Genomic DNA, 25035 nt, shown 5'->3' with positions numbered 1-25035 from the left:
AATTAGATTGATTAAAACACAAATGACCCACAAGAGGGTCACTTTCTTCAAAGTGTCCTTCTCATGGGTCACAGTTCATATAAAGTATTTCTGTAGTTCTTTATTACAAATTTAAAGAACTATAGTTAATCGCATAAGTGCTCAGAAATCTGAATGGGAAATTATGAAGGTACTCAAGAACGAAAAAACACGTTCCTGAATACCTTTTTTTCTTAACTATCGTTTCCCTTTAGGTCAAAAAATGCTTGTTCACCTCAGCCAAATAGTCGTCCCTTTATTAAAGGGGAAAAGCAATACACGACAGCCGTTTGCCTTGACTCTGTGAACGTTACATTTAAATTTTCCACCTAAAAGAGAAAGGTTTCCATTTTAAATTCGTTATACATTAGTGAACAAACAAAAAGGCAGAGGCTGCGCAGCACCCTTTTTGGATGGGAGGTAAAAAATGCAGGACGATCAGGAGATCATTGACAGGGTTCTGCAAGGAGATAAACAAGCTTTTGGAGAGATCATCGACAAGTATAAGGTCAGAGTTTTTTCTCTGCTGCGAAAAATGCTGGGAAATACAGCGGATACGCAGGACATTGCCCAAGAGATTTTTATCAAGGCGTACAGCCACTTGCAGGAGTATAAACCGGACCGGAGCTTCTCAGCCTGGTTGTATCGTATCGCGGCCAATCGATGCGTAGATGAGCTGAGGAAGCGTAAACGTACGCCGAGCATTTCCGGCATCGAGTTTGAGCTGGTTCAGAAGGACACGCCGGAAACCGTTTATTTGCAAAAAGAGCGGCAAATGGCTTTAGGTGAAAGGATACTGGCGCTGGATAAAGATTATCGCACGGTGTTTATCCTCCGGTATTTTCAGTTTTTAAGCTATCAGGAGATCGGTGAAAGGCTGGCGATCCCGATTAGCACTGTACAGATGCGGCTGTATCGGGCGCGAAAAAAGCTGCGGGAGACCATGAGTGATCCAGAAGGAAGGGAGGCTCTTGGCTATGAAATGCAACAAGTCTAAACAATTGATCGACTATATGGAAAACGGGCTTTCAACCAGTGAAAGCAGCCGATTGGAGAAGCATCTGGAAGACTGTCCAGATTGTCAGGAACAATGGGAGCAGCTTATGGATCATATGGATGACTTTGAGTTTGGTATCGATTTACCGGGACAAGAGGTACCAGGAGAAACGTTTAAACAAGGGATTTTAGCCAGGGTTGATCCTTACGTTCCCATAAGTGAAATGAAAACCATCAGACCGCATAAGAAGCCGCCAAAGACAATCAACTGGAAAAAAAGGAGTGTTGTTATCGTGAAGAAAATGTCTATTGTTGCCGCTGGATTGACCATCGCTGTAACGTTGGGAACCTTCGTATCGCCTTCCTTTGCAGCTTATGTAAAAAGTCTTTTTAACACGATGGAAAAAGCCGATCCCGGAATGAAGCAGGCGGTTGTGCAAGGCCTTGTGCAGCCGCTTGACCTGAAAGCCACCGACCAAGGCATTACCGTGACGGTTAAAGAGGTTTTGGCTGACACGATGCGGATTGCCATCATCTGCGACGCCAGAGATAGCGAAGGCAAGATGATCGATTTAAGCGAAGACAGCGATATCCAGTTTGTGATTACGGACAAAGCGGGAACCCAATTGTTTGACCCGAAGGAAATGGGTTGGAATTTTGGAAAAAGCGGAGACTACTTGATGGCAAACCGGGAATTGACCGAGGTGATTACAGGCGAGAAGACGCTGCCAGATGAACTGGTTGTTCAGGTCAGTTCTACTGAAATCACCGGCAAAAAAGGAAACTGGCAGGTGAGTGTTCCGGTAGACATGGCTAAGGCGAAAACGGCAACCAAATCAGTGGCGATTAACAAGCAATATACCTCACCCCAAGGGTTGATCATTGATTTAAAACGGGCCGATTTTTCCCCAAGCGCGACGCTGCTCACATTGGAGACCAAATTAACGCCAGAGGTGCAAGCGCAGAAGAAAGAGCTAATTGACAAAAATGAATCGACCCAGCCTTACTGGTTCGCTCATGAAATCCAAGGCTACGAAATGGCCTACGAGCTTGTCGATGAAGCAGGGAACGTTGTGGCTGCATGGGACGATTTACCTGTTAAAGAATTGAGCATCATGAAAAACGAGATTAATAACGGGAGATATGGGAGGGAAAACGAGTCCGGCACGACGTGGTGGCATTCGTTTGTACCGATGACAGACAAACAGAAGCTTACTTTTAAGCTCCATTCCATCTATACAAAAGAATTGTCCGGCATCAATATAAAAATCAACGCGAATGATTTGAAAAACAAGCCAATTGACATTGAGGCAAAAGACAATCACTTTACTTTGAAAAACATGAGGCTGACTGAGCGGACATATGGACCGAATACCATGAAGGTAGGACTGATCGACATTGAGGGTACCCTTGCCCATGACATTGTGCAGACCAAGTTCTGGACTGCCAAGGACGAGACGGGCAAAGAATATCAGGTGAGTCTGAACGAAAAAACAACAGCCAAGGATGGTAAGATCCACATCAGCGGTGAATTGGTGATTAAAAATCTCGAGGTTCAGCCTAATGAGCTGACCTTTAGCATCGGCATCCTGACAAAACAGCACCGCGACGTCAACTGGGAAGTGCCGATTGAGATAAGCCAGCAAAAATAATCAAAGACACGCTTGAGCGTGGAGGAAAGAGTGCTTCTCTCTTTAACTGAACTGNCATCGGCATCCTGACAAAACAGCACCGCGACGTCAACTGGGAAGTGCCGATTGAGATAAGCCAGCAAAAATAATCAAAGACACGCTTGAGCGTGGAGGAAAGAGTGCTTCTCTCTTTAACTGAACTGTGACCCACAAGAGGGTCACTTTTTTCAAAGTGTCCTTCTTATGGGTCACAGTTCAAACGGGAGCAGGCACTCTTTTCTTTTTGTCCTTTAGCAAAAAATGTTTGCAAACCGGGATAGACTTTTCCGATTCTGACTGTTACTTTTACCAAAGTATCCCTCTTGTGGGCCACAGTTCACCATACAGAGCAGGGCGATGATTTAGCTTTTCTCCAACACTCTGCCGAAAAGCGGTCAGAGCCATTTAAGACCGACCACTCTTCTAGTGGATATCATGCTTCTTGAAGTTTCCGCCTCTTACTTCCGCTACGTCGTATACCATAACAAAGGCACTCGGGTCAATTCCATGGATGATTTCTTTCATTTTGCTTTCTTCCAATCGGTTAATGACGCAAGTAATTTCTTTGAACTGTTCGTGGGAATATCCGCCTTGTACGAGATTATATGTAGCACTACGCCCTAAGCGGACACGAATGGTCTCTACCATGATTTCGGGTTGTCTGGTAATAATTTTAAACGTTTTTGCGCCGCTTAAGCCTTCTTCAACGATATGAATCACTTTAGAGGCGATAAAATAAGCAATACCTGACAAAATAGCACCTTGAAGGCCGAATACGCTCGAGACGACGATAAACACGAACATGTTCAAGAATAGGATAAGATCGCTTGTACCGAAAGGCAATTTTCGGGAAAGCAACACAGCTAACATATCAATACCGTCCAAAGCTCCGCCATTCCGTAAGGCCAGACCCATTCCAAAGCCGATAATAATCCCGCCGACAACGGTTACCAGCAGCGTATCGCCTTCGATGATGGGCGAGACGTGATGCATAACGGCAGTGCCGGCGGCCAGCGAGGCAATTCCGAGCACGGAATAAATCGCAAAGCTTTTTCCGATTTGCTTGTATCCTAAAAATATAAACGGAATATTAAGAACCGCGATTAAGAGTCCTAGCGGCAATCCGATAAGCTCTGATCCAACGATGCTTAGACCAGTTACACCGCCATCGGATACGAAGTTCGGAATTAATACGGCTTCAAGTCCATAGGCTGTTATAAATGCGCCGATTACCACAGCTAGTCCTCGTAAAATTTTTACTAATACGGCAGGTTTTTTATGCTCTGTTTTCATTTAACGACCTCATTTCGTATTATCGTAGTAGTTTTCTTTTGATGTAATTTGCAAGCTTGCTTAAGTTGCATTTAACGGACGGGTAAAAGCCCTTCTCGGGCAGGAACTCGGTTCTATGTGCTATCTTTGTAAAATCCTGCGAATGAGACAACCTACGCTGTATTGTAATTGTTTAAGTAGCAAGAGTTAAGACATGTTTTGCTTTCTTAGGCGAATATATTTTAAACCATTTTTCATGTAGTTCTCGAAAGACAGGATTGACTCCGATGAGCTGTATGGTAGCGAGAAACATATATTTGCGTAATATGGAATCCATGCGTTTCGATATAACAATCATCTCCTTCGTTTTCCCGACGTGCTTTCGGCCAGATTAAAGTCGGTTTTTCACTGTAATTGACGCCCATGTGCATATGTCTATGGTCACCAGCACCATCCAAAATTGCTGCCACAAAGATAGGACCAATCCCCTTAATGGATCGAAGCTGACTTGCTATGGGGATCTCACTAAGCAATGTGAGGATTTGCTTCTGTATTTCCTCAAGCATGTATACGATACGTTCATACTCTTCAATTAACCGTATTAGATCGTGCTTTTCCCCGGCCAAAACAGTAAAATCTCCCCTACTCCTCCTAACCAGTACAATAAGCTCAGTGGCTTTCTGTATAACACTGAAGCATGACCTGTTACATCCAAAGCCGGATAATGACTTTTGCTGAGGCCCTTATATCCAACGCTGCTGCTTTTTAAATCCCTCTTTATTGTTACTAAACGAGTGGTGGCGATTCGTGAGTACAATCCCTCGATAGTTCGTTTCTTGTACCATGTTAGTTTCTTTTGCCATATCGATACCTACAACAAGGTGAGTGGTACTAATTCGTTCAATTGATAAGAGCGCCTCCTTGATGGTATTGGGTTTCGAACCCTTGGACAAACCCATCATACCGAGGCGCTCCTTTTTTTTCCAAAGGCGACTACTTAGCCTTAACAGGAATGTTTAACTTAATAACGGATCGTCAGTCTATCCTGAAATAACTTAGTTTCATCATATGATGGTGCCGTGATAGCGGCATGGAGTTCTAACACTTTATTTTCTGCGAACATCAGCGATCTTTATCTAAACTTGGAACTACGTCCGATTTACTTGCCGATAGCTTTACGCATTTTTTTATACGCTCTTCGGAGTTTAAGAAAGAGTCCACCTTCCGTTAATGTTTTGCAACTAAAATATCAACTCACAGTATTTCGCACACGAAATATTATGCTATAATTCATTAACGATGTCAAATATCAATGTTCATGAATATATATGCTTCCTTCCTGCGTTACTTCGGTTTGGTTCACCGAACTATCTGTATTGGCAAGTTTCAAGAGACATGCAGTGCTCAAGCAATCTTATTTTTTCTTTTTGTTGTCTGCAAAAATGGAAAAAGCCTTGATTACTACGGATTTCGGCTTATGTATGATGGTGATCCGGACTAGGTTCGAGCCAGCGACCTCCACCCTGTTAAGACGTCAGACACATTTTGTTGTATTTTGTTGATGCGGAACAAACATTGATATAACAGCATTTTTTCCAGATTAGAGTTTAGCTTGTTTTGGTGCCTTCTGGTTCCGATTATTACTTTTAGGCACCAGATTCGGCACCACTTTTCTGTTCATTCCTGTCCCTTCAACCAATGAAGAAAGATTCGCTTTGATATTCTATACGAGCGGCCAATCCTTACAACATGAAACTCACCTGAATTTAAGAGCTCGTACGTTTGACTTATACCTATACCAAGAATTCTTTGAATATCCTTCGGTTTCAAAGCCTCAGGATAATCTTTAAGTATATCTACATCTACCTGTGGTATATCAATTTTCTTTCTATCAGTTGAGTCTATCTTTTTGTCGTCTATATCACCAAATAGCCCCCGATACCCACGCACCTCTTTAAGCAGCGAATCTATGTCCATCATCATCAACTTTTGCATAGACTTTAAACGTTCTTCGATCTCAGAAATTTGTTTCTCTGTTAGGAAGTTGTGTTTCATACTGTTCACCTGTTTAGTTTTACAATGCACCGCATGGAAGCTAATATTCTTAGATTTAATTTTTATCTTTCTTCCATTTCATTTCTGGAATAACGGCAGTTAAAACTGAAGCAATCCAAAGCATTTCTCCGTTATTAAGAATCCATTCGGAAAGCGGGAGTTTTTGAACAGAGGTTGGGCGAGCTGCAACATTCTCCATATAAGAACGGGAAAATTTCTCCCCAAGGTTAGGAATTTTTGAGATAGAAAGCAGTAGCAACCTTTCGGTAATCCGCTCTATTTCAGCTTCCGCCTGATCTAGTGTGAGCTCAATCTCTTTCCATCCTATATCTAAACCTGATATTAGTAAGATATCATTATCAAGCTTAGCAACCCACTGATCACCATGTTCATTTTCATAATACCAAAAACGACGGTTTTGCTCCCCAATTGCCCAGAATGGAGGATTTTCCCCTTCAATACTCTGAAGTTTAATAGAAACTGTATTGTTCATTTTCAGCTCTCCTTCTTTAAATTTTCTTTTCGTAAATAGTCGCATACTAGATTCCAATTGTCAAAATCAACCATCAAAACTCCACAATCGAATCGTCAAGAAAAAAAAACGCCCCAAGGCGGCAATCCAAATGAACCATATAACTGAACGAAAAATCTCCCTCAGTAACCTCCGGGTTTTTCCGGTCGTTAAATCATAAAATTTGAAGCTATAAAACCAGCTTACTATTACCTCCACTCCATACCAGTTGACTGTTTTGATCAACAATTCGTCAACAAAAAAGCACCACGCGGGTGCTAATTTTTATTATCTTTTCTAAGTTCCTCGACCTCATTCATTAATTTTTCAAAATCAGTGTAAAATTTGTCTAATTCCTTTTTTCTTATGGTTTTCTTACTTAGGATTCTTATAAACCTCGAATAGAACAGCAAATAAACATGGAAAGGAGTAATTGTTACAGACTTCCCTGTGTTATCTGCAACTTGTTTGATGGTATTTGAGCTTTGCTCCCATTCCTTATAAGCACAATCATAAATCACATTGTATAATTCCTTTTTAAATTCGTATTTTTTTGTAAGCAATAGACCAGTATATTTCCCAGTACCGTAATTAAAGCCACCCCAATTTCACCAACAATGGTTATGGTTTCCATATCCCCTGTCATTTTAATCCCTCCTAATTCAACAGCTTCTATATTCTTATGAATTTTCCTGTTAAAAAAGCAACTTCTTTCGACTAAAGTAACCACCATTATCGATCTAGCTGGAACCATAAAAAAACGGCGACTATTTAGCCGCCGCTGCAAACCCTATGATCCCCACTCCATAGCTAGTTGCCTTAAGGCTGAATATGTAAAAAAGCCCCCAACCGCAAGGGGGCTTAGTGAAGTGCACCCATTAAAGTAGACATTGGAAAAACCCCTGTGGTTTGCCGATGAACTTTAAGGGGTGCACACAAAGCCCGGGTAAGATTTTTGATATTCTTTAATCAGTATTTACTGGCCCATCTAGCTTCTTGCTAATCTCATCAAGCTTACGAAGAATCAGCCAGTTTTGTTCAACAAGCGCACTTAGGTATGTAACTTTTGCCTGCTCCTCTGCTTTTGCGAAACTGAGAGCCATTCCTGTTTTGAACCATTTGTTACCTACAAGATCTGCAGAAATCCGTCGTAGGATTTTTAAGTCTTTTTCACTAATTTCGTCTAGGTTGTACTTTTCAAGGAACTTCTCCATTTCCTTCTCTTGCTTCTCTTCCTTTGTTTCTTTATTACCAAAAAGCGCCATCATGATACCTCCTTAAATCCAATGTTTGGTAACACATTTCGACATAACTCAATGTTATCCTTTTAGGAGGGTGTCAGAACCTTTTCCGTCAACTCGCTCCAACGTTTTTGAACCTCTACCTGCAGCTTGTTTGCATTAAAGCGAAACATTTTTGTCTCGCCTCGGTGTTTCCAAATTACAAAGTACTCACCCCGTTTTTTCTCTGAGATGATTCGAATGTCGCTTAGGCGTAGCTTTTTACTGGCTGTACGCTTCATCGTTTTGATCTCCCCTACGAAGTACCGGAAGATGTAGAAATGGGCGGGGCCTAACTTCAGACCGTCCATCATCATATGTACCCGGTTCCAGTCATCACGCATATAATCACCGCTGTCCGCCGGCAAAGCCATTCCAGGATCAACTCATTTTCTTCAGCCATTTTATCCCCCCAACCAGAACATTTTTTGTGTTATATTCGAACAGAGTATAACCGTACAACAAAAAATGCCCTCCCCCGGGTAATCCGGAAGGAGAGCATATCTCATTGTCTAGGTATCCCCACTGCATCCCGAGGCATAGTGTAGCGCCACTTGCACCTTATCGTCTCCACAGGCCGTATACATCGATCCAAGAACCTGTGAGCCTCTCCACCTCCCGCGACCATTGCTGCACCCACTGGGTCAGTTTTGCACTGCCAAGGTGACGCGGCTCCTTCTACGTCCAGAACGTATGGCAGGGTAGCCGACGAACCCATTACCGTTTTACAAACCATTCCGCCTCGGCTGCTGGCGTATTCCCCGTCCCCGGTCGGCAGTAGTGGTAAAAGCCGATCTGTAGACCGGCCGCAACAGCTCCCTGTACGTTTGTACGAAATTTTGGATTAGAGTGTACCCAACACCCTTTGTTGCCTTGATAAAGGCCCCTTGATACCGTCTGCAGCAACTTTAGGCCAGTCAATTACCCCCCGATGATGCGAAACGTCAATAAGACGGAGGTTGTTCAATACTTCAACAGCTTTTTTGAGTAATGTTGGGATCGGCAACCCGACCCGTCCAGCGTTTTTAATGATAGACAATCGTTCATTTGCCAAGCAAAAGAAGATAGCTGCATCCCGTAAAATGTGCTGCTCGCCCATTGCCGTGTCCACTAAGTGAGCGATCGCAACCATAGTAAAAATTAGCACTTTGCGGGCGATGCCTAGGCACCCTACGCTACTGCTCAATTTCCCTCTGCCCCGGCTGCCAGAATACCTGCGACGTAATCTATCACGACGAATGATACCAGTATGTTCAACAGCATCGACCATCCCCCATATAAAAAAGAGGCGGCAGCGCCTCCGAATGCAACAATCGACTTGAAAAAGCTCTCCATGTGTCCATCTCCTTTTAGATAATAAAAATAGCCCCGCTAGGCACGGAGCTGGCTGGCAGTCTTGATGATAAAAAATACCCCCGGATTAACCCGAGGGCCGTTGATGGATATAGCTATTTACGGTGTTGTTCGAGTAATAACATTTCCGTGAATATCCTTTATTGCTCCATCAATAAAAATAACGTACTTCCCTTGTTCAAAAGCAGCTGACAAGCTGGTGAAAATGATTAGGAGCGGGCTGTCGGGATTAGAATTATCCCACATGATGAAGTTCACAAAAACACCGCCCCAATCGTTATCCGCATATCCAAACGATTTTACCACATTTTGCTTATCAAGTGTTTCGGCGGATAACGCTTTATCAAAACGGATCGTGATGATACTCAAGCTACTATCATCTGTAATGCTAGCAGTTGCTGGTGGTTCGCTATTCTCGACTTATACCCTTCTCTTTATGAGGGATTTCGTTCGAGCCTACACCGTGCGGGCGACTTTCATCGCACACGGCGTTCCATCAACGGATAAGAAAGAAGATTTACAACGGGCAATTTTATTGTAACCAGTGAATTTACAAAATAGATATACCTCTTATGGGGTATTTTATTGAGCCCATGAACGCCTCCCCCATTTCAGGAAAAGGCACTTAAAAATCCTGGTTCGTGATCTGTTTGAATTCTTCCGGAGTAATATCCTCGAAAGGGTTTCAATTAGAGCGCATCGACAAACTTCACATAACCAGCATCTATCTGTTCCAATTGTGATAGAAGATACGGGATATGTTTATCCTTCATTCTTTTTTCTGCTGCAACGATTTCTTTCAGTTCAGCCGTCGTATAGTCTCTTTCCCCAAGGTCCTGTGTGATTGTGTGGTAATCCTTCTGTATCTCCGCAATCCTCTCACGTCCTGCTTGCATCCCGTTCCCCGCCCTCAAATTCGCGCATTTCATCCCACACATTGATTTCTTGATAGCCCAACTCTCTTATGATGGTACTTCATTCTATTTTCAGCTCTCGTGTCTTCCCCGATTGCTATAGTTCTTTTCACCATCGCGAGTTGTTCCGGAGAAAGCAGTCCGCTCATCCCTTTCCCTCTGATCAATTACTGGGTAACTCTCTACCGCAAAGCAGCACATTATAAGAAATTCCTCCCCATTTAACAATTCGATTGTTTTGTAGTATTAGTTGAATTTTTTTGATATACTACCAATGTTTGTTGAATCTCCAGTTATTAGGTGGAAGGAATGATTTATGCCCAGGTAGGTTGATCGATTCTCATTAGCTTAATTAACTAGGAGGTTGGTTTTACATGTACCAAATAACATCTGAACGATTATTATTAAGACCGATGGAACCCAATGACGCCCCTGTTTTATTTGGATTTTGGTCTGATCCAATAGTCACCAAACATATGAACGCATCATTTACAGATGTTTCACAGGCTCAACAGATGATCGAAATGTTCCAGGGGCTGTTCGCGGAAAATAAAGCAATTCGTTGGACAATTCTCTTGAAACACTCAAACGAAATTATCGGTTCGTGTGGGTTTAATTATCTTGATTACGAAAATGAACGAGCAGAAATTGGCTATGACCTCGGATATCCCTATTGGGGAAAGGGATATGCCTCTGAAGCAATACGAACTTTAATTAGCTTTGGGTTTGAGAGCCTTCGTCTGAATAGAGTTGAAGCAAAGGTTGAACCTGAGAACCTCAACTCGATAAAAGTTTTAAGAAAATTACGTTTCGTTGAAGAAGGTAAACTCCGACAATACGAAAAATCCAAAGAAGAATTTGTAGATTTGATCATGTTTTCCATCCTGCGGACCGAGTGGATGGAAGAGTAACTTTGGGGGGCGGCATCAATTGCCGGCCCCCCTTTTGGTTTCGTTGTACATAATTACCGTTGTTAAACTCGAGACTCATTAACCCCTCGACAGCCTTTCTGAATTTCACAATACACATTTTGTATCCATTCATTGCCCGAGATGGACTCCAGGAAGTGCTTCAGTAAATTCCAGCCAAGAGAAATGACACCGATCACGGTGCTATTAAGCCATTTCTTATCGTCTTTGCTTTGTTTCTTGTCTTCTGCGATTCGCTTTTCTAACTCGGCAAGATCTTTGCTCAACTCGTCCATCCTTTTATGAGCTGCCTTTGTGTTTTGCAGGGCTTCGATAGCCATCTTTTCAGTTTGTCCTAACTTGCCTGACATGCTGGACAATTGCTTGATCTCTGCTTTGATCTTCCTGATTGTCACTAGAACTCGGTAATCCCCTTTTGCAAGTCTTTGATTTCGTCCAAGGTCCTTCCACCCTCCTCACCCCCTTGGTGCCAAAATAGCCCCGCTAGGAACGAGGCTTGTTGTCATTCTTGATGATAAAAAAACCCCCGGGATATCCCGAGGGCTGGTTGATGGAAATAATGATTACTCAATGTGTTTGCTTGTTATATTGGACACACCGGCTCGCTGCCCTCCATCTACAATCATCCGGAAATAATAGGTCCCGGAAGCGAAGGATGGTAATTTTGCAAATACTTGATCCGTTGTAGAGGTAATAGGGCTATCCACTTCCGCATCTTGCCATGTTTGTTGGTCTGTTGAATATTGAATTCTAGCCGAGGTAACCCCAGTTAGTTGGGAAAATGAGAGAAATACAAATACATCTCCCAGTTCATTTTTTGCGGTGCCATAAGCAACTAAATCAGTAATCGGTTTTGAGCTATTCTCGACTTATACCTTTTCAGGTTTTCGTTCGAGCCTACACCGTGCGGGCGACTTTCATCGCACACGGCGTTCCATCAACGGATAAGAAGATTTTTACAACGGGCAAATTTATTGTAACCATTGAATTCACAATATAGATATACCCCTTTTGAGGTATTTTATTGAGCCCATGAAAAAACGCCTCCCCCATTTCGAGAAAAGGCACTTAAAAATCCTGGTTCGTAAAACGCCTGCGGTGGATCTCCATGTCTTAACTCGTATATATATTGTTTTTCCGATTGCATACCCGGATGTTTTGCAAACGGAGCCTGCCAGAACAGATGGTGAATGCCACCACTTACCTAATGGAGGACAAGAAATCTTTTCCTCTAAAAGCTTAACATCGCTGTGTCGTCAAATGCGGAAGGAAAAGCAACTTTCGCTCGTCCTTTTGCATCTCGGAAAATTATGCGGTTCGCTGTAGCCGCAGATGTCGTACCGTGTACTGATGAAAGGCTTGCATGTGCATCCACCTTGGCTTATGCACCCTGTGGCGTTTCAAACCCGGTCTTTTGCACATTGCTAAACCACTGATCCCAGTATTTTTTTTCGAGTTAAACCAAGCGCTCCATTCTTGCCCAAATTGAGCCGAGGCCGCTGCCTGCCAATCAGACCACTCTTTCTGGTAAGCAGCAGTTTTGCTGTTGTACCACGCTTGAAACTGATTGAAAATCTCGGTTAAAATATCTTTTTTTGAAAGGAGGGTTTTCTTTGGTTACTTTAGGTGATCGAATCAAAAAACAACGTACAAAGCATAAGTTCACACAAGCAGAAGTTGCTGAAAATTCAGGGATGGGAAGAGCAAATTACAGCCATATCGAAAACAACAGAGTAATTCCCTCAAGAGCTGACTAAGAAAAGATCGCAGATATCCTTAAAACAAATACTGACTATCTTCTGGGCAGAACAAATGATTCCTCATTTACGATTTCAGAAACACCAAGTAGTATTAAGGCTTGGTTAAGATCTGGAAATCCAGATCTAACAGAAGAAGAAAGGATGACTTGGCAAGTGATCTTGAAGAGTACTTCCTTATGAGAAAACAGTGGTCCCCGCCAATAGCGTAGTTATAATCGATTTCATGCCCAGCCAACGTATTTCCGTTTTTGTATTGATGGATGTTTGCCGCACTTGGATAGATTTCCTTTTGACCATGCGTAAGTCTGCCAGAAATGTGTGCAAGATTTCCGCTTGGCCATCTCCTCGACCACTGCATAGCTACCGTAGACACCTACAGCATAGCCAGGCAATTCCTTGACGGCCGCTCGTAGATACGCTTCGATCGCGTTTTGGTGTTCTGGCTTCGCGTCAAAATCCACAGCGAAATAGATTACTGTTCCCTCCTGGTAGGCTGTCGAACACCCCCCCAAATAAAAAAGAGGCTACAGCGCCTCCGAATGCGACTCGATTTGAAAATTGTTCCATGTACACATCTCCTTTGGGTACAAAAATAGCCCCGCTAGGCACGGAGCTGGCTGTCAGTCTTAATGATAAAAAATACCCCCGGGTTAACCCGAGGGCCGTTGATGGATATTTTTAGTGACCAGTCTTTTTAATAACATTGCCGTTAATATCCTTGACCGCTCCATCAATAAAGGTAACGAAAGCTCCTGATATTAATGGCACATCCTCAGTATGATTGGTACGAACAATTAATGTAGGTCGACTTGCGTCAGTTACATCCCACGTCATTTCGGTTGCATAGTAACCTAAATTTATGCCAGAAGCAACTTTGGGTCCTTGCCATAACCAGTCAACGACTGTCTTGGGATCAGATTTTGATAATGTTTCACTGGATAAAGCTTTATCAAACTGGATGACAACTGTTTTAAAGCTGCTTTCTGATACAAGCAGGGTTCCAATCGCAGGTTGTACGCTATTCTCGACTTATATCCTTCTCTTTTTAAGGATTTTCGTTCGAGCCTACACCGTGCGGGCGACTTTCATCGCACACGGCGTTCCATCAACGGATAAGAAAGAAAATTTACAACGGGCGTCTTTATTGTACCTATTTCCCAGTTCCAAAGGATATACCACTTTTGGGTTATTTTTGCCGATGAAAAAAACGCCCTCCCCGTACTGGAAAAGACGCTTGAAACTCCTCGTTGGTGATCGTTTTGAATTCCTCTTTTGTGATGTCACCGAACAGGTTGGATTCCGTTTTCACAGCCAGGATCAGCTGATCGACCGTTACTCATTTCATTTTGAATGCAAGGCTCCAGAATGGCATGGTTACTCACCCTTCCAGTGTTAAACGTTGGTTTGCGATATATTCGATGATTTGCGACATACCTCAGCAACCTTATTACTAAATCAAGGAGTACATGCGAAGACTATTAGCAACCGGCTGGGCCATGCCAAGATTTCTACGACAATGGATATTTATGGGCAAGCCCTACAATCAGCTGACAAAGAAGCTGCTAAACACTTCGACTTACTGTTTCAAACTAAACAGGAGAAAAAAGCTTAATTATTTCGTCCCCAATCCGTCCCCAACAAAAAAATAAGACTATTCCATGGGTAAAGGATAACAGACAAAACAAGAAAAACCCCTGATTTCTCAAGGGTTTTGGCTTATGTATTATGGTGATCCGGACTGGGTTCGAACCAGCGACCCCCACCCTGTCAAGATGGTGCTCTCCCAACTGAGCTACCGGATCATATTTTAGCGTGTCAACAAGATTTATTCTAGCAGATCTTCTATCGAAATGCAAGTCTTTTTTTGGTGGGCCCTGTAGGACTCGAACCTACGACCAATCGGTTATGAGCCGACCGCTCTGACCAACTGAGCTAAGGGCCCTTCTAGACGTCCATGCAGAAATGTCACGAAAATAAATATAACTCATTTGGACAAAAATTTCAAGACCTAAATGAAAAAAGTTTCAACCAAATGTGCCGAAATCATCCATTCGCTTTTTACATTACCAGAGTTGGGATTTACAAGCCAAATATTTTTATAAAAAGAGGTGTGACCTCACTAGGTTGAGGGTACTGGATATTAGTAGGATAAGATTTTTACTCCAACAGTTTACAGTCCTGTTTCAATTCCATAAGATGCCGATACCGGCAGCTGCCCAGTTTCTGTTGCAAATTTTACATGCGTTGCTGCCCCCACGACTTACCCTCATCTCACATCCCGTACCTTATCACCTACCTACCTCCTTCGCCACCAATCTCCCATAATAATTACTGAATTATTTTTTAGAAACTCTTCCATATTTGGAATAATCATGATATTATATCCATAGGGCTTCTCCACTCTGGGGTGTTTCTTCTCGCGCTTAAACACCTTCCCGAACGGAGAGGTCCTTCCTTATGTTTGTGATTATTTTTATGTTTATGCACTCTTTCCTGATCCTTTAATTACCTAGCCAAAACTACCTGCTTTTTATTCGACATTTCTGAAGGCGGTTGTTAGATGGGATGAGAATAGCAGGCAACGGGTAAAAAGATGAAGTCGTCCTGTGTAGGTGAACCCACCCCTCGCTCACTATACGGCACTGTGTACGACCCATCAAAGACCAGCAGCGTCCACTTTCTATTCATCCATCATGAACTACATCCCCCGCCCCCGCGACACTTTTACCGGATCTTCGTTTTCTCATCCTATAACCAAAATCCTATACCCTACATCCGGCATCCCAAAGCATTGTCTCTTTTCCATACCCGCCAGAACAATCGGAAATCCCACCGAACCCTGCCTCTCCGTCCACCACCCCTCACCATCGCCCTTAACCTGCTCCCTACCAGCGACAGAACCTTTCACCAACACTACACCACACCACTCCACCAAATACCTCCCCTTACTTAACAACCAAACAAAGCAGAAAGCTGACATATTTTTGGGTGGGAACTCGTCCCATCCCACCTATTTCATCCATCGCCCTATCTCCCCCACCTCCCGCTCCATGCCTCACCAAAACAAAAAGCGAAGCTCCCCAGCCCCGCCTTTTGTTCCATGAAGCCAATTCAAATCCTCCCCCCCAATAACCAAACCCTCAGCCCTCAGCCCTCAACTCAACCCGACACCACCGTTCCCACCATCAACTCGCCTGATCAGTCCCCTTCCCCCCATACCGTCCTTCCACTTCCGCCTTCGCCTCCATCTCATCCCGCAGCCTGTGAGCCATCCGGCTAGAAGCATTGGCGGCGATGCTGCATATCAGGTCGTCGAGAAAGGTGTTTACCTGTCCCGAACGCTTGGTATCCAACCGTTTGATCACACCCATCTTCTGCTTGTCGAGATGGCCAAAAGTCGTCACGGCGATGCTGCCGTAGCCGAAGACCGAACCGAGCGCAAGCGTCTCATCGCAGCCGAACAACCCTTCGTCAGTGGCGACGATCGTCTGCAGCGGTTCAGACAGCATGCCTTTTTCCGCCAGCATGTCGAGCTCTACCCCGACGAGGACGGCATGCTGGATCTCGCGCTTTTCCAAGACAGCCAGTACACTCTTGACGCACGGCTCCATGGTCAGATCCGGATGGTAGGGGGACTGCATCAGGTAGACGATCTCGGCGATGTCATCGATGCTGATCCCGCGCTCGTGCAGCCGCTGAAGCGCTGCGCTTTTGACTTCTCTGCTGTGTACTTGTTCGATCAAACAAAATACAGCTCCTTCCTCTATAAAATGAAGTCGTTCATTACTATATGATCGAGTTCGCAGCAAGTTGCGGCCGACTCTGGCTGAATAAGCTGTTTGTCCAGTCCGGTGTGCTGGCACCCCGGCTCCGGCTTTTTTCCCCGTCTGGTGAAATGATATAATCAAAACAGCTTACGGAAGGGGGCTTTCGCGTTGATCCAGGAAGTGACGCTCAACAGCCAATACCTCGGCAGCGCTGAGCGGATCCTCATCTACACGCCCAACCGATACTCGCCGCTGTACTCCTACCCGGTCCTGTACGTGCAGGATGGAGCGGACTATCTGTCCCTCGGACGGCTGGCCACCTTACTAGAACAGATGGTCGCAGACAAACAGGCGGAAGACGTCATCGCCGTCTTTTTGCCGGTCGAACTGGCTGAGCGCGGGCGGCGCTACCATCCCGGCGGCTCGTCACATGCGGCGTACAAACGCTTTCTGGCGGAAGAGGTCGTCTCTTACGTCGATCGGCACTATGCCACGACACCCTTGGGCGGTGCCCGGACTCTCTTGGGAGATTCGCTCGGAGGCGTCGTTTCGCTGTTTACGGCGCTGTCCTATCCGCATACCTTCGGCCGCGTCGCCTGCCAGTCGGGGGCTTTCGACGAAAAGCTGTGCCATATGGCCGATCAGAGCGGGCGCCTTGACCAATTGACGGTCTACCTGGAAGTAGGGGATGAGGAGAGCGCCGTGAAGACGGCCCGCGGAACGCTTGACTTGATCAGGGGCAACAGGCTGATGGGCGATGTGCTGCAAAAAAAGGGGGCCACCCTGACGCTGGAAACGTTCACGGGTGACCACACATGGGGGAGCTGGCAGGCCAATTTGCCCCGGATTATTCGTTACTTTTTTGGGCATCCTTTACAATGGGTTCATTCATCTTGAGTCTGTGCTCGTCAGCTTGAGCCGGCACGGCTGCATCGTCGATTTCAAGCCTGCGAAACGCAAGGATGAACGAGAAGATCAATAATGAGAGTATGAATACGACGAGAAAAGAATACGTCATCAGATGTGCAATCTCCAAGGTAACACCTCCCTTTTCCTTACATTCTTTCCTTGAACGCAAGGAATATACGGGAGAGTGCCGGCCCATACACAATTGGCGAATTTTCTGGTAAAATAGATGGTATTCTTTTTTGTATAAATAATGTAAGGAGGGGTTCCCATGAAGTACAGTGTCGTCATCTTTCCGTCCAGCAAAGTCCAAGAAACCGCCAATTCCTACAGGAAGCGCTACGATACAGCCTACGCCCACATTCCGCCGTATATCCGCTTGAAGGAAGCTTTTGATTTGGAGGAAGGAAAGCTGCCGCAGCTTGTCAGCCACCTGCAGCAAGTAGCCGACACCACCAGCGCCTTCTCCGCCCGTTTCCATCGCGTCTCAACCTTCCATCCGACGAATAACGTCATCTATCTGGCCATTCAAAATAAGGAACCGTTTGTTGAGCTGCATGAAAAAATCACTACTTGCTGCGCGGAGAGCAAGGAATTGTACGCTTTCGTACCCCACCTTACGATCGGACGCGACCTGACCGACGACGAACTGAAAGACGTCTACGGACAGCTGAGCATGGCAAAATTCGATCTGACCTCTGAGATCGACCGCTTTCACCTCATCTATGAGTTAGCAGACGGCATCTGGAGCGTCTACCAAACATTTTTGCTGAAAAAATAAATCCTTCCTTTCCAGGAGGGATTTTATCTGTTCGCGCTATTCGCGAATATAGGGAGAAGGAGCAATCATCATGGACAAGCTTTTTGACATTCGGGTCGTCCGATCCGCGCAGGAAAAACAGGACGCGCTGAAGGTCCGGCGCATCGTTTTCATCGACGAACAGCAGGTTCCGGAAGACATTGAGATTGACGAACACGACGAGGATTCGGCCGAAACGCTTCACTTCGTGTCCTACCGGGAGGGACAGCCGGTCGCTGCCGGCAGGCTGCGCAGCTATGGGGAAGGCACGGGCAAGGTGGAGCGGATCGCCGTGATGAAAAGCGAGCGCGGCACCGGGATGGGCCGCCAGATCATGCTGGCCATCGAGGAAGCCGCTGTCAGAGAAGGGTTCCAATCCCTCAAGCTCAATTCCCAGTGCCACGCCCAGGCCTTTTACGAAAAATTGGGCTACGAGCCGTTTGGCGACGTGTTTGAGGACGCCGGCATTCCGCACATCGCCATGAAAAAACAACTCTAATCCTGATAAACGCTGCAAGCCCTCTCGGATCACCGGGAGGGCTTGATTTTTTGATTACAGCGAACCCTGCCGCTGCCGAGCCAGCTGGCGGAGCCGGACGACGGTCGAGTGATCGGCTGTCGATGAACCGAGCATCGCATGGTACGGCTCCTCGCCCCGCCATCCGTGAAAATCCGAACCGCCGGTCTGGATCAGTCCAAATTCCTCGGCAAGCTTGCGATAACGGACGACCGCCGCTTCATCGTTGTCCGGATGCCACACCTCGATCCCGTCCAATCCGTACCGGGCAAGCTCCCTGACCAGCTCGTCGTTGTCGTACAAGCCGGGATGGGCCAGGACCGCCGCCCCTCCCGCCTGGCGAATCAGATCGATTGCCTGCTGCGGCGAGATCCTAGGCGGGTTGACGTAGGCAAGTCCGCCTTTTCCCAGGTACTTGTCAAACGCTTCCTGCATCGAAGCGACATACCCCCGCTCCATCATTTCCTCCGCGATGTGCGGCCGGCCGATGTTTTTATCGGCTCCCTGCTTCCTGCGGTAGACATCCTCCAGCGTAATGGCGACACCCAGTTCCTGCAGGCGCTCGATCATCAGCCGGTTGCGCTCAAACCGCGTTTTCCTCAGTTCCGACAGCGAAGCTTGAAACGCCTCGGACTGGTATGGGATAAAGTACCCGAGCACGTGGATATCTTGTCCGCCGGCAGAAGAACTGATCTCGACTCCCGGAACCACCTCTACGCCCCATTCTCGGCCCGCCTCTATCGCCTCCGCAATGCCCGCGACGATATCGTGGTCGGTAATGGCGACAGCCGCCAATCCCGCTTCTTTGGCCAGACGCACGTTTTCCCTCGGCGTGCACGTCCCATCCGATGCCTTCGTATGTGTATGTAGATCCGCCCTGTGGTTCATGCTCCCACGTCCACTTCCTTTCCTGTAAGTCTGAAAGCGCCTTCCCCCTCATATATCTAAGGGAAAGCAAAAATGTAAAATATAAGGAGGATGCTCATGCAACTGAGAATCAAATCATTGACCGGAATCGTCCAGCCGCTTTCATATGTCGACCTGATGCTGCGCCGACAGGGATTTCGGCGGACCGGTGAGGATCATCCCCCGACGTATGATGTCGTTCTGTACGATTCCGCCACCAGTACCTCTTACTTCCTCTGCATCCCGACCAATCTCGCCCAATGCAACCTCGGACAAGGCGAACCCTCTGTCAAGATCGGCCATCCCTACCTGGAAACGAGAATCCCGGCGCAGGGCCAGCGGGCCGTTGATCATTTCGTTATTCCCCGTGAAGTGCAGCAAGCAGCAGAACACAAACTTTCCGAGATCGCCGACTACCTGTGCGCCCCGCCTCACTGATTGGAGACAACCCGCCCTATTCAGCGCCTGGTGCCGACTTTTTCCTCCATAACAAGCAATTCGCTTCCAGGCGGTATCCGACCCGCTCCGCCCGCAAGAGGCCGGTCAGATATCCCATAAAAGCTGTTCGGAACAGCACGAAGCTGCTCAGATTTTGCATGGAGATGTCGCATCGCTCACACACGGCCGCCAAGCCGGTCTCCAAGGTTTGTTCTTCCGTCAGCACCGCTTCGATCAGGTCGAGCAGACGCTCGTGGCAGGCGATGTTGGCATCCATCGTCTGTTTTGCCTCCGCTTCCGTCTCATATGGGCCGTGACCGGGCAAATACCCGGCAAACCGGCTTTCCCGCAGCGCGTGCAAGCTCTGCAGCGTCTCCCAGGCATCCACCAGAAAGGGCAGCTTGTGTTTTTGCAGCGTCTCCACGCCAAAATAGCTGTCTGCGGCGAAACAAATCCCGTCTGCAGCCAATCCAACCTGCTGCCAGCTGTGCCCGGGCAGGGAAAGAACCGTAAAGGAGACTCCGTCAATTTCAATCTCCCCCTCTGTCGGCAGGAGGTGATCCACTCGTGAAGCTTGCGCCAGCAAAAATTTGTTCTGCAATTCCGCCAGCGGCGAGGCCCCCATTCCCAAATAGATCGGCTCCAGGATGGGATAGCGGAGTATCGCCTCCTCGATGGGCGGCGCATACACTTTTGCCTGGGGATAACAGCCGAGCAGATAGGCGTTTCCGCCAAAATGATCGGCATGGGCATGGGTCTGGACGATCGCCGCCAAGGGTTTAGAGAGCTGCTCTAGCCCTTTTTTCAGCTTTTTTGCCGTCTGCGCCTCGAGCCCGCTGTCGATCAGGATCGCCCCCGACTCCCCCAATACCAATCCTACATTGACGCTCCCCGGGAAATATCCCACTCTGGAGGTCAGCATCGTAAACCCGTTCGCCATATCCGCTCCTCCTGATTTAAGTACGTGATCTTCTCATGTACATGTTACCATTTTTTGAGCGGATGAAGATACTCAGGCGGCGAACTATTCCCGTTTCAGCCAAGCCGACAGCGGGCCGATCACTTTCCACGGCTTCCGTTTCGGAGAGAACTTGCTAAAATAATGGGTCGACAGCGCCACACTGAGAATCGTCAAAAGCGAAAAGGCGGTTTTGTACACCCCGTTAATTCCCAATGAACACGAGATAACGATCCCATCCTCGAAAAAAATCAGGACAGCTACCGGTATGTTGGTTCGCTTTGCCAAAAATTGCGCGAGCAAATCGGTCGCGCATGAATTCGTCTTGCAAGCCAGCATCAACCCGGTGCCGATTCCAATCAAGGTTCCTCCTGTCACAGCGGCCAGTTCAAGGGGAACAAAGCCAAGCAAGCGGAGCGGAGCCAGTGCATCAACCAGGACAGAAGTCAGGATGGTTCCCAGAAAACTGTGGAAAAACAGCGTTCGGTCAAAGCGGAATATCAAAAAGTAAATGGGGATACTGACAAGAAACATCACAATGCCAGGTGACCACCCAAAATAATATTTGCCCAGCAAGCCGATCCCCACTACTCCGCCGTCTACCAGCTGTTGCGGTATCAGAAAAAGATTGACGCCAGTCCCGATCAGGACGGCGCTGAAGAGTAGTGTTGCCAACCTTCCTACGAAGGACATCGCTCATCCCCGCTTCCCGCCCTCCGGCCTTCTTCATCTGTTAATACATATGCAGACATTTCTTTGGCATACACTCGCCTGTCCGAAAGTTGCCCTTTTGACTGCACGGTTTTAAAACTGGTATACTATAGGGAAGCTGGATTCTGACGATTTGCCTTCCTGTAAATAGTCCAACCAGTTTGGCTCTTTCCCATAACGGGAAAAAAGAATAAGCCGGGAGGCCCGATCGCTCGAATATTTCCTTCAGGAAGCAACGTACATTGAAAAAACAAAATAAATTATTGTATATGGAGGTGAATTCTCCTTTTCCTGTCACAAGGAAGGAGAGGCACTTGGACAGTATTCCGCCTTTAGGGGAGATACCGACGTTTCTTTTTAATCTGCTGCTCATCCTGTTTTTGGTCTGTTTAAACGGATTTTTTGTAGCTGCAGAGTTTGCGCTCGTCAAGGTCCGCCACACCCGCATAGCGCAGCTTGTCGCCGAGGGAAACAAGAGAGCGGCTTACGCTCAAAAGGTGACCCAGGAACTGGACGCGTACTTGTCTGCGTGCCAGCTGGGAATCACCCTGGCTTCGCTTGCGCTCGGTTGGGTAGGTGAACCGGCTATCGCAAGGTATCTCGCTCCGATATTGGGCAGTCTACCCGCTTCCGTAGCCCATACGATTTCGTTTGTCATCGCCTTTGGGATCATCACGTTCCTGCACATCGTCATCGGCGAGCTGGCTCCGAAATCCATGGCGATACAAAAAGCGGAAACCACCTCATTGTGGGTGTCAGCCCCGCTGATGTTTTTTTACCGCATCAGCTATCCGGCTATTTGGCTGTTGAACGGCACCGCGAATTTCTTCCTCAGAAAAGTCGGAATCGAACCGGCAAGTGAGACGAATGTCAACAGCGCTCACACGGAAGAGGAGATCCGCCTGCTGGTGAACGAAAGCCACAAGAGCGGACACATCGACCAGACGGAAATGGCACTGGTCGACAACGTCTTTGAATTCTCGGAACGTCTGGCCCGGGAGATCATGATTCCCCGGATTGACATGGTCTGCCTGTACGACGACAACACCTTTCAGGAAAACCTGGATATCGTCCGCGAATCGCGCCATTCCCGCCTGCCGGTAGCGCATGAGGACAAAGACCGGATCATTGGCTTCGTCCACGCGTCCGATTTTTACCTGACCGCGCTCAACCAAGGGGAAGTCGATGTTCATCTCCTGCTTCGCCCCGTGCTGACAGTACCGGAGTCGATGGAGATCAGCCATGTGCTGCGGCTCATGCAAAAGCGCCGCTCCCAGATCGCCATCGTCATCGACGAATACGGCGGAACAGCAGGACTATTGACCATGGAAGACATCCTTGAAGAGATCGTCGGGGATATTCAGGACGAATTTGACGTCAACGAGCGTCCCGAGATTGAAAAGTCCAACGACGCGTTGTCCGTTGCCGGGAAAACGCTGTTGTCTGAGCTCGGCGACTACATTCCGGTCGAGATTCATTCCGACGAAGTGGACACGATCGGGGGTTGGCTGTACAGCCAGTTGAATGAAACGGTGGCGGAAGGTGTTTCCGTTACGTACCAAAACTACCAATTTACCATTACCGAATTGGAGAACCACCGGATAAATCGCGTAGGAATTACGCTCGTCGAACCGGAAGACGAACAGCCGAACGAAGACAGCATCCTGATGCAAGCGTAAATCCTGCTAAAAAAGAACAGCCCTGCACCGGCCGTAGAAGCCGGTCAGGGCTGTTGCCTGTTTTTGTGAACTTTTATGGACTACTCCAATTCCCGCTCTTCGAACTCGTAATCGACCGGCTTCGGCGCCACCCGGGCGTTTTTCAGTGCCGGCGTGTCCGGACGGGCGATTTGATAGACTGCGGCGCCGACGATCTCGGCCACCTGCTGAAGCTTATCCTTGCTGATCTTGTCGATCGTGTCTTCCGGGGTATGGTACCACGGCTCTACCGGCGCGTGGATGAACAGCGCGGACGGAATGCCCAGTTCGGCAAACGGCACGTGGTCGCTGCGCCCCTCCTGTCCGTAGTTGACGACACCGGACAAACGTGCTCCGGCAGCGGCTCCCAGATCGGTCACGATGTTCTTTTCGCCGTCCACGGTGTACATGATCAGTTCCCCGGCGTCACGGCTGCCGACCATATCCATCTGGAATTGCGCGACGATGCGGTCGATCTCGTCCTCCGTGAGCGACTCGGCGTACGCGTAGGAACCAACCAGGCCGTTCTCTTCAGCCCCGAAGGTAATAAAGCGAAGCTCGGTGTCGATCGGCATATTGGACAACACGCGGGCCAGCTCCAGGACGGTTGCCGTACCAGATGCATCGTCATTTGCCCCCGGTCCCCCCTCGACCGAATCGTGGTGGGCGCCGACGATGACGATTTGGCCCGTATCCTTATTGGGGTTGGGCTTTTTCGTCGCGATGACATTGTGGGAGGTCTGCCGCTCTACTTTTGCCCCGGCGATCTTCACATGGGCAGTCAGCCCTTCACCGGCTGCCAGCCTGTCCGCCAGCTGCTCCCCGAGATCCCTGCCGATGGCGACAGCCGGGACGTAACCGTCGCTCGGTTCGCCCAGTGTTCCATTGATGCCGCCGCTGGTATTGTTGAACAGGATGACCGCTTCCGCTCCTGCGCCTGCAGCGTTCAAGATCTTCTCGGCAAATGTATAGCTCCCCCGCTTCACCAAGGCAACCTTTCCGCTGAGATCCAGCCCGTCGACGTCATCCGGACCGCCCAGGCCAATGTAGACAAGCTCACCCGTTACATCGCCGTTTGCCCCGTACGTAAAGGAATCAGGCGCAAAGTCCGTATCCACGAAACCGTCCACCGACAGTTCGACTGTCGTCGGCGACGTGTACTGGAACATTTCAAACGGCTGAATCTCAGTGTTATAGCCGAAGGACTTGAACTGCTTCGCAATGTACTCTACCGCCTTATCCTCGGCCGGTGTCCCTGCTACCCGCGGCTCTTTTGAGAGAAGCTCAATCGTTTTGTAGATGTTGTCTACCTTGATGCGCTTGACGATCTTGTTGTCAAATGCGTGATCGGACGGATTGGCCGCGGCATAGGCGGCGGTCATTCCGAACACGAGCGAGCTGGTCACGGCCAGTGAAACAATCGACTTTCGCAGCATGCGTTTTCCCCCTTCGAAATAAAGTAACAATCGATTATCATTATGTAATTATGTGAATATTTTGTCTACAAAAAGCGCTAGACAAATTGGTCCAATATCTGACACGCTCTGACCAGGTCAAGTCCTTACTTTCCTGCTGTTT

At 47.4% G+C, this 25035-nt stretch carries 28 protein-coding genes, 2 tRNA genes and 2 pseudogenes; 11 read left to right on the top strand and 21 right to left on the bottom strand.

Translation table 11 applies throughout. The annotated features are described in order from the left end of the window. Positions 1-445: 445 nt before the first annotated feature. Both ACI7RC_RS18335 and ACI7RC_RS18330 read left to right on the top strand, forming a co-directional pair. A complete protein-coding gene (locus ACI7RC_RS18335) occupies positions 446-1015 on the top strand; it encodes an RNA polymerase sigma factor (protein WP_408109654.1) in 570 nt (189 codons plus the stop codon). Continuing rightward, on the top strand, positions 996-2666 hold the full coding sequence (locus tag ACI7RC_RS18330) for a DUF4179 domain-containing protein (protein ID WP_408109653.1): 1671 nt from the start codon (positions 996-998) through the stop codon (positions 2664-2666). The genes ACI7RC_RS18335 and ACI7RC_RS18330 overlap by 20 nt, the downstream gene beginning before the upstream one ends. Positions 2667-3107: 441 nt before the next feature. Here ACI7RC_RS18330 and ACI7RC_RS18325 read toward each other — a convergent pair whose 3' ends face one another. From ACI7RC_RS18325 to ACI7RC_RS18270, 12 genes and pseudogenes are all read right to left on the bottom strand, one after another. Then, a complete protein-coding gene (locus ACI7RC_RS18325; protein ID WP_408109652.1) occupies positions 3108-3977 on the bottom strand; it encodes a YitT family protein in 870 nt (289 codons plus the stop codon). A gap of 233 nt (positions 3978-4210) precedes the next feature. Then, positions 4211-4582 carry a hypothetical protein gene (locus tag ACI7RC_RS18320; RefSeq protein ID WP_408109651.1) on the bottom strand — a complete coding sequence of 124 codons (372 nt, stop codon included), beginning with the start codon at positions 4580-4582 and terminating at the stop codon, positions 4211-4213. Between the two features lie 117 nt (positions 4583-4699). Further along, the gene (locus tag ACI7RC_RS18315) at positions 4700-4918 is read right to left on the bottom strand and encodes a hypothetical protein (RefSeq protein WP_408109650.1); all 219 of its coding nucleotides are present in this window, start codon (positions 4916-4918) and stop codon (positions 4700-4702) included. Between the two features lie 715 nt (positions 4919-5633). Beyond that, positions 5634-6011 carry a helix-turn-helix domain-containing protein gene (locus tag ACI7RC_RS18310; protein WP_408109649.1) on the bottom strand — a complete coding sequence of 126 codons (378 nt, stop codon included), beginning with the start codon at positions 6009-6011 and terminating at the stop codon, positions 5634-5636. A gap of 55 nt (positions 6012-6066) precedes the next feature. Then, the gene (locus ACI7RC_RS18305; RefSeq protein ID WP_408109648.1) at positions 6067-6504 is read right to left on the bottom strand and encodes a hypothetical protein; all 438 of its coding nucleotides are present in this window, start codon (positions 6502-6504) and stop codon (positions 6067-6069) included. A 535-nt stretch (positions 6505-7039) separates the two neighbouring features. Next, positions 7040-7309, bottom strand: a complete 270-nt coding sequence (locus tag ACI7RC_RS18300; protein WP_408109647.1) for a hypothetical protein — start codon at positions 7307-7309, stop codon at positions 7040-7042. A gap of 178 nt (positions 7310-7487) precedes the next feature. Then, complete coding sequence (locus ACI7RC_RS18295; RefSeq protein WP_408109646.1) at positions 7488-7787, bottom strand: hypothetical protein; 300 nt, start codon at positions 7785-7787, stop codon at positions 7488-7490. A 62-nt stretch (positions 7788-7849) separates the two neighbouring features. Further along, positions 7850-8176, bottom strand: a complete 327-nt coding sequence (locus tag ACI7RC_RS18290; RefSeq protein ID WP_408109645.1) for a hypothetical protein — start codon at positions 8174-8176, stop codon at positions 7850-7852. A 343-nt stretch (positions 8177-8519) separates the two neighbouring features. Continuing rightward, positions 8520-8708: a GH25 family lysozyme gene (locus tag ACI7RC_RS18285; protein WP_408109644.1), complete on the bottom strand. Its 189-nt coding sequence runs from the start codon at positions 8706-8708 to the stop codon at positions 8520-8522. After that, positions 8647-9065, bottom strand: a pseudogene (locus tag ACI7RC_RS18280) (phage holin family protein). Before ACI7RC_RS18280 ends, ACI7RC_RS18285 begins: the two are co-directional and overlap by 62 nt. A gap of 189 nt (positions 9066-9254) precedes the next feature. Further along, on the bottom strand, positions 9255-9524 hold the full coding sequence (locus tag ACI7RC_RS18275; RefSeq protein WP_408109643.1) for a hypothetical protein: 270 nt from the start codon (positions 9522-9524) through the stop codon (positions 9255-9257). A 320-nt stretch (positions 9525-9844) separates the two neighbouring features. After that, complete coding sequence (locus ACI7RC_RS18270; RefSeq protein WP_408109642.1) at positions 9845-10051, bottom strand: hypothetical protein; 207 nt, start codon at positions 10049-10051, stop codon at positions 9845-9847. 392 nt (positions 10052-10443) lie between these two features. Between ACI7RC_RS18270 and ACI7RC_RS18265 the strand changes: the two genes are divergently transcribed. Then, positions 10444-10980 carry a GNAT family N-acetyltransferase gene (locus tag ACI7RC_RS18265; RefSeq protein WP_408109641.1) on the top strand — a complete coding sequence of 179 codons (537 nt, stop codon included), beginning with the start codon at positions 10444-10446 and terminating at the stop codon, positions 10978-10980. A 62-nt stretch (positions 10981-11042) separates the two neighbouring features. Here ACI7RC_RS18265 and ACI7RC_RS18260 read toward each other — a convergent pair whose 3' ends face one another. Further along, positions 11043-11393, bottom strand: coding sequence for a hypothetical protein (locus ACI7RC_RS18260; protein ID WP_408109640.1), 351 nt, complete (start codon positions 11391-11393; stop codon positions 11043-11045). A 1218-nt stretch (positions 11394-12611) separates the two neighbouring features. Between ACI7RC_RS18260 and ACI7RC_RS18255 the strand changes: the two genes are divergently transcribed. Continuing rightward, positions 12612-12755: a helix-turn-helix domain-containing protein gene (locus ACI7RC_RS18255; protein ID WP_408109639.1), complete on the top strand. Its 144-nt coding sequence runs from the start codon at positions 12612-12614 to the stop codon at positions 12753-12755. A 224-nt stretch (positions 12756-12979) separates the two neighbouring features. Here the strand turns inward: ACI7RC_RS18255 and ACI7RC_RS18250 are convergent, their stop codons facing one another. After that, positions 12980-13219, bottom strand: coding sequence for a hypothetical protein (locus tag ACI7RC_RS18250; protein WP_408109638.1), 240 nt, complete (start codon positions 13217-13219; stop codon positions 12980-12982). Between the two features lie 398 nt (positions 13220-13617). Here ACI7RC_RS18250 and ACI7RC_RS18245 point away from each other — a divergent pair, with 398 nt between their 5' ends. Together ACI7RC_RS18245 and ACI7RC_RS18240 are read left to right on the top strand one after the other, a co-directional pair. Further along, on the top strand, positions 13618-14154 hold the full coding sequence (locus tag ACI7RC_RS18245; protein WP_408109637.1) for a hypothetical protein: 537 nt from the start codon (positions 13618-13620) through the stop codon (positions 14152-14154). Between the two features lie 18 nt (positions 14155-14172). Then, positions 14173-14370, top strand: a pseudogene (locus tag ACI7RC_RS18240) (tyrosine-type recombinase/integrase); the annotation flags it as partial. A 114-nt stretch (positions 14371-14484) separates the two neighbouring features. Here ACI7RC_RS18240 and ACI7RC_RS18235 read toward each other — a convergent pair. From ACI7RC_RS18235 to ACI7RC_RS18225, 3 genes are all read right to left on the bottom strand, one after another. Then, positions 14485-14560: transfer RNA gene (locus ACI7RC_RS18235), tRNA-Val, on the bottom strand. Between the two features lie 63 nt (positions 14561-14623). Then, positions 14624-14700 (bottom strand) — tRNA-Ile (locus tag ACI7RC_RS18230). 1243 nt (positions 14701-15943) lie between these two features. After that, entirely contained in the window at positions 15944-16501 is a 558-nt protein-coding gene (locus ACI7RC_RS18225; RefSeq protein WP_408109635.1) for a phosphatidylglycerophosphatase A family protein, read from the bottom strand. Between the two features lie 192 nt (positions 16502-16693). On the opposite strand from ACI7RC_RS18225, the gene ACI7RC_RS18220 reads away from it, so the two are divergent. From ACI7RC_RS18220 to ACI7RC_RS18210, 3 genes are all read left to right on the top strand, one after another. Continuing rightward, the gene (locus tag ACI7RC_RS18220) at positions 16694-17422 is read left to right on the top strand and encodes an alpha/beta hydrolase (RefSeq protein WP_408109634.1); all 729 of its coding nucleotides are present in this window, start codon (positions 16694-16696) and stop codon (positions 17420-17422) included. Between the two features lie 280 nt (positions 17423-17702). Continuing rightward, positions 17703-18212 carry a 2'-5' RNA ligase family protein gene (locus ACI7RC_RS18215; RefSeq protein ID WP_408109633.1) on the top strand — a complete coding sequence of 170 codons (510 nt, stop codon included), beginning with the start codon at positions 17703-17705 and terminating at the stop codon, positions 18210-18212. Between the two features lie 70 nt (positions 18213-18282). Beyond that, positions 18283-18729: a GNAT family N-acetyltransferase gene (locus ACI7RC_RS18210; protein ID WP_408109632.1), complete on the top strand. Its 447-nt coding sequence runs from the start codon at positions 18283-18285 to the stop codon at positions 18727-18729. A gap of 54 nt (positions 18730-18783) precedes the next feature. On the opposite strand, the gene ACI7RC_RS18205 is transcribed toward ACI7RC_RS18210, so the two are convergent. Continuing rightward, positions 18784-19635: a PHP domain-containing protein gene (locus tag ACI7RC_RS18205; RefSeq protein WP_408109631.1), complete on the bottom strand. Its 852-nt coding sequence runs from the start codon at positions 19633-19635 to the stop codon at positions 18784-18786. Between the two features lie 96 nt (positions 19636-19731). Here ACI7RC_RS18205 and ACI7RC_RS18200 point away from each other — a divergent pair, with 96 nt between their 5' ends. Beyond that, positions 19732-20091 carry a hypothetical protein gene (locus tag ACI7RC_RS18200; protein ID WP_408109630.1) on the top strand — a complete coding sequence of 120 codons (360 nt, stop codon included), beginning with the start codon at positions 19732-19734 and terminating at the stop codon, positions 20089-20091. Between the two features lie 16 nt (positions 20092-20107). Here ACI7RC_RS18200 and ACI7RC_RS18195 read toward each other — a convergent pair whose 3' ends face one another. Together ACI7RC_RS18195 and ACI7RC_RS18190 are read right to left on the bottom strand one after the other, a co-directional pair. Next, a complete protein-coding gene (locus ACI7RC_RS18195; protein ID WP_408109629.1) occupies positions 20108-21031 on the bottom strand; it encodes an MBL fold metallo-hydrolase in 924 nt (307 codons plus the stop codon). Positions 21032-21115: 84 nt separating this feature from the next. Then, on the bottom strand, positions 21116-21742 hold the full coding sequence (locus ACI7RC_RS18190; protein ID WP_408109628.1) for a YitT family protein: 627 nt from the start codon (positions 21740-21742) through the stop codon (positions 21116-21118). A 332-nt stretch (positions 21743-22074) separates the two neighbouring features. On the opposite strand from ACI7RC_RS18190, the gene ACI7RC_RS18185 reads away from it, so the two are divergent. Next, positions 22075-23439: a hemolysin family protein gene (locus tag ACI7RC_RS18185; protein WP_408109627.1), complete on the top strand. Its 1365-nt coding sequence runs from the start codon at positions 22075-22077 to the stop codon at positions 23437-23439. An 80-nt stretch (positions 23440-23519) separates the two neighbouring features. Here the strand turns inward: ACI7RC_RS18185 and ACI7RC_RS18180 are convergent, their stop codons facing one another. Then, positions 23520-24893, bottom strand: coding sequence for a M28 family peptidase (locus ACI7RC_RS18180; protein ID WP_408109626.1), 1374 nt, complete (start codon positions 24891-24893; stop codon positions 23520-23522). Positions 24894-25035: the final 142 nt, after the last annotated feature.

Source organism: Brevibacillus sp. B_LB10_24 (assembly GCF_046036945.1).
GTDB lineage: Bacteria > Bacillota > Bacilli > Brevibacillales > Brevibacillaceae > Brevibacillus_C.
The sequence above is the reverse complement of the archived record's forward strand: the minus strand, read 5'-3'. Positions and strand labels throughout refer to the sequence as shown.